4 protein-coding genes are annotated in these 5,072 nt (G+C 50.2%); 3 read left to right on the top strand and 1 reads right to left on the bottom strand.

Annotation, left to right across the window (positions count from 1 at the left end):
• The 3 genes from VIP81_RS14370 to VIP81_RS14360 all read left to right on the top strand — a co-directional run.
• Positions 1 to 2,770 (top strand): glycoside hydrolase family 2 TIM barrel-domain containing protein (locus VIP81_RS14370; RefSeq protein ID WP_331961820.1); only part of this gene is annotated, 2,770 nt, incomplete at its 5' end.
• Between the two features lie 12 nt (positions 2,771 to 2,782).
• Positions 2,783 to 3,949, top strand: a complete 1,167-nt coding sequence (locus tag VIP81_RS14365) for a mandelate racemase/muconate lactonizing enzyme family protein (RefSeq protein ID WP_331961817.1) — start codon at positions 2,783 to 2,785, stop codon at positions 3,947 to 3,949.
• Between the two features lie 4 nt (positions 3,950 to 3,953).
• The gene (locus VIP81_RS14360) at positions 3,954 to 4,748 is read left to right on the top strand and encodes an SDR family oxidoreductase (protein WP_331961814.1); all 795 of its coding nucleotides are present in this window, start codon (positions 3,954 to 3,956) and stop codon (positions 4,746 to 4,748) included.
• Between the two features lie 144 nt (positions 4,749 to 4,892).
• On the opposite strand, the gene VIP81_RS14355 is transcribed toward VIP81_RS14360, so the two are convergent.
• A partial coding sequence (locus tag VIP81_RS14355; RefSeq protein ID WP_331961811.1) for a hypothetical protein occupies positions 4,893 to 5,072 on the bottom strand: 180 nt, incomplete at its 5' end.

Raw genomic sequence — 5,072 nt, 5'->3', positions numbered from 1 at the left:
GTCACCACGTCCCACGGCCGTAAAAGGGGTGGCGAATCCTTTGTTATCACTTAACGGGAGCTGGTCGTTTTCAAATGGAGCAGCCGGTACGCCTGCTCCCATCAATGTGCCGGGAGAATGGGTGATGCAGGGATTTCAACTCAATGAAGGAGATACCGCCATATACCGCAGAAGCTTTCAGCTGCCGGGCGACTGGTCCGGCAACCGGGTCATGATCCGCTTTGACGGCATCAGCTCCTGGGGTAAAATACTGGTTAATGGGAAAGTGATTACCGAACACGAAGGTGGCTTCGTGCCTTTTGAAGCAGATATTACAGATGCATTACAGGCAGGCAATAACCAGCTGGAAGTACAGGTGCAGGCACTAACGGTGTCGGATAAACTGGGATGCGTATCGCAGTATGCAGTGCACACCGTGGGCGGCATCTTACGAAAAGCTACACTATTTGTTTTGCCTACTGCAAATATAAAAAGACTGGATATTACCACCCGCTTAAACAGCACCTATACCAATGGCACGCTGGACATCAATATGCAAACCACCACCGCCAAAGGAAATATGCATTATGTGCTGACGGATGCTAATGGTAAAACCGTACTGGATAAAACATGTACACTTAGTCAACCACAGGAATTACCGGTGGGACGGATACAAACCTGGAACCCTGAAAGTCCCTACCTGTATACTTTACGGGCAAGTCTTACACAAGATGGACAAGTGTTGGAAACAGTAACACAGAAAGTGGGATTCCGCGAAGTAAAAGTAAACGGCGCCCTGCTACTGGTAAACGGTAAAGCCGTAAAATTGCATGGGGTAAACCGCCACGACGTATATCCGTTGACGGGACGTAGTGTTACGCCGGAATTATCGCGGCAGGATGCAGAGCTATTTAAAAAAGGCAACTGCAACTATATCCGTACTTCTCACTACCCGCCATCAGAAGAGTTCCTGGCCGCTGCGGATGAAGTGGGCCTGTTTGTAGAAAGTGAATCGGCTATCTGCTGGATCCAGCACGGTGCTTCGCCGATATGGAAATTATGGAATTATAAAGATGAAAAATACCTGCCTTATTTTATCAGGGCAAACGTAGAAAAAGTAAATGCACAACGGAATCATCCCAGCGTGATCATCTGGTCACTGGCCAATGAATCGCTCTGGAGTCCATTATTCGCACAGGTGAACGCGATTGTAAAAGCAGTAGATCCTACACGGCCTACCACTTTTCATGACCAGTGCTGGGGAGGCTATAACAATGCACATAGCCAGGCAGATATCGCGGTGTATCATTATCCCGGTATCAATGGCGCAGCAGCTACAGATACGATGAAACGCCCGGTATTATTCGGGGAGTATGCACACGTGTCTTGCTACAACCGCCGGGAACTGCTCACAGATCCCGGTATCAGAGGGGCCTATGGTGCGCCGCTGGCCAGGATGTACGACTCTATGTATCGTCATCCCAATTGTTTGGGTGGTGCGATCTGGGCCGGTATAGATGATATCTTTCATCTGCCGGATGGTCGTATCGTAGGCTATGGTCCCTGGGGACCGGTAGACGCATGGAGAAGAGAAAAACCGGAGTTTTACGGAATGAGAAAAGCGTATGCACCAGTAGTCGTTACTAACGTACAGGCACCTACGTTGAAAGGAAAGGAGCTGTTGCTGAACGTAGAAAACCGATTTGACTTCACCACACTGACCGCTGCCAATATTCAATGCCGCATTGACGGACAGCCCACCAAAGTAGCCGCTAACATTGCGCCGCATGGCGCCGGTGTATTACATCTTCCGGTGAATGCCAACAGCGGCGTAATAGAACTGTCTTTTACAGATCCTGCCGGTAAAGTAGTCAACGAAGAGAAAATCACGCTGAAAGCTGCGCCAGCTGCACCAGCCACTGCACCCTTAAAATTAAGCTATACACAAAACGAGCAGGCATACACGATTCAACAGGGAGATCATACGTTTGAAATCAGCCGCTTAACAGGTATGATTATCGGCGCAAAAAAAGGAGAACGTACTATCCTGTCACAGGGACCAGTATTCAGTGTGGTGCCGATGAACAGTGAGGACGGCGGTAAGCCCAATGTGGCCGGAGAAACGTATCAGAATAACATCTCCCCACTGAAAAATTACCCGCTGTATACCCTCTTTGCTACTTCATTGAACATAACAGCGAGCGACAGTGGCATCATTGTAAAAGAAGCGGTGACTTATACCGATGCCAAAGGAACCATTCAATATCATTTCCGGCCGGATAATAAAGTGAGCATGACCTATGAAATACATTACCGTGGGGAAGACTCGCTGCCACGGCAGTATGGCATGCTGTTACAATTACCAGCCAGCTTTGATCACCTGAGCTGGACCCGGAAAGGCAGTTTTTCTGTTTACCCGGCAGATGACATTGCGCGCAACGAAGGCAGTGCGCTGCTGCAGGCACAACGTACCGACGGCGTAGAGCCCTGGGGGAAAGTACCGGCAGGCAAATGGAAAGATGACGGCAATGAAATGGGCAGCAATGATTTTCGTTCTACCAAACGGCATATCTTGCTGGCTTCCCTGAAAGATGCTGCCGGCAATGGTATCAGCATCGTGTCGGATGGACGTCAGTCGGCCCGCAGCTGGCTGCAGGATGCACACCTGCAACTGCTCATCGCAGACTATAGCAACAACGGTTCCGAACCTTTTTATGGTTCTCCGTTTACAGATAAACAACATAAACTGCCATCACTTGTTAAGGGTGAATTGGTATTTACTATAGATTAACTGAATAGTATCATGAAAATAACTGATGTTAAGGTATGGCTGGTAGAAGGGGTGAAGTATAACTGGACCCTGCTGAAAATATACACAGATGAAGGCTACACCGGTGTGGGAGAAGCCACCAACTGGCCGGGCAGTCCTATTGTATATCATGCTGCCAAACACGTAGGAGAGCGCATTATCGGCATGGACCCGATGCGCACAGATTTTATCTGGACCAAACTGTATCGCGACCTGAACTGGATAGGCCCTTATGGTGCGAGCCTTTGTGCGATCAGCGGCATTGACATGGCGTTGCTGGATCTGAAAGCGAAAGTACTGGGCGTACCTTGCTATGAATTAATGGGTGGCGCTTTCCGTAAAGATATTTTACTGTATGCCAACTACTGGTTTACCGGTGGCGCACATACGCCGGAAGATTATGCTGCACAGGCATTACAGGTAAAAGCCGCCGGCTTTACCGGGTTGAAATTTGATCCATTTGCCCACGTCAATTATTTTTATGGGGAAGACCTGTCGTCCAACCTGAACCTCAGCGTGGCACAGCAGGACCTGGCCTTCGACGTGAGCAAAGCCGTGCGTGATGCCGTAGGACCGGAGTTCGATATCATGATTGAAACCCATGCGATGCTGAATTTCCGCGTAGCGGTGAAAATGGCGCAGCGACTGGCTGCACTGGATATCACCTGGTATGAAGAGCCGGTAGGCCCTGAAAGTGCGGATACGCTGAAAGCCGTGCGGGAGCGACTGCCAGGTAACGTAGCTATCTGTGTGGGAGAGCGGCATTATACCCGTCATGGTATCCGGCAGGTATTGGAGAAGCAGCTCTGCGATATTATTATGCCCGATATTACCCGCTGTGGTGGCCCTTCCGAGATGAAGCGGATGGCTACCATGATGGAAGCATACAATGTATTGCTGGCGCCGCATAATCCTAACGGACCTTTGTCTACCATCGCCAGCGCGCATGTATGTGCGTCGGTACCTAATTTCTTCCGGCAGGAATTTATGTTTAATGATGTTCCCTGGAGAGATACGGTGATCGATCATCCTATCAAAGACATGATCAGTGACGGGCATCTGCATTTATCAGATCGTCCGGGCCTGGGAGTAGACCTGGTAGAAGCAGAAATGGAAAAACATCCGGGCATTTTACAACCCCGTCCCGGATTTTACGTTTAAAATTATGGCATTAACAATATCATTAGCTGGAAAGGTAGTTATGATATCGGGGGTTACCTCCGGTATCGGAAAAGGCATTGCACAGATGATGGGCAAAGCAGGTGCGAAGGTGGCAGGATGTGGGCTGGAAACAGCCGACAGCCCTGCTGCCCGGGCTTTCCTTCATGAACTGCAATCGGTAGGCGCGGAGGCGATGTACACACAAACAGATGTTACCGATACAGAACAGCAAAGCAGCTGGATCGCGGATGTACTGGTGGCCTGGGGCCAACTGGATATCCTCGTGTCCAATGCCGGCGCTAACTTTTTTGAAGGCGCCGCCAACTGTACAGAAGAGAAGTGGCAGCAAAATATGGAGTTGAACCTGGCCGCACACTGGCGGTTGTGTAAACTTTGCCGTCCTTACCTGGAAGCGGGTGGACAAGGTGTCATCATCATTATCAGCTCCAATCATGCCAATGCTACATTACCGGGGTGCTTCCCTTATAATGTGACCAAAACGGCGCTCACGGGCCTCGTAAGGGCGCTGGCGATTGAATGGGGGCCTGCTGTCCGGGTAGTAGGACTAGCACCCGGATTTATAGATACGCCGGGCAACCAGCAGTGGTTTGCTTCTTTCCCGGACCCGGCCGCGGAGCGGGCGCGTACCGAACAACTGCATCCGGTGAAAAGGATTGGTACGCCGGAAGAAGCCGGCGCCTGGTGCGTTTTTCTGGCAGGAGAGTACGGCGGGTTTGCTTCAGGCACTACGTATTTGCTGGATGGAGGACGATCCGCATTGTTGCAGGATGCAACATGAGCATTATTTCGGGAGTCATTATAAAAAAAGCCATCTGCCAGGTTTTACGGCAGACGGCTTTTTTTTACGCCGGATGAAAATGGGGTATTTTTTATGGGATGAAAGGAAGGGGATACTTTTACATTGGATGAATGATCAGGGTATTCAATGTCTTCCGTGTCCACCACCACCGTGGCCTCCTCCGCCACCATGACCGCCGCCATGAGGCATTCCGCCACCTGACATATGTGGTTGTGAGAAATGTTGCTCGTGTTGCATCGCCACCTGGCGATTGCCGCCGCCGTTATTAAAATGATTGCCACCGGGAGCCGTGTTAAAATGATT

Source organism: Chitinophaga sp. (assembly GCF_036566945.1).
Lineage (GTDB): Bacteria > Bacteroidota > Bacteroidia > Chitinophagales > Chitinophagaceae > Chitinophaga.
The sequence above is the reverse complement of the archived record's forward strand: the minus strand, read 5'-3'. Positions and strand labels throughout refer to the sequence as shown.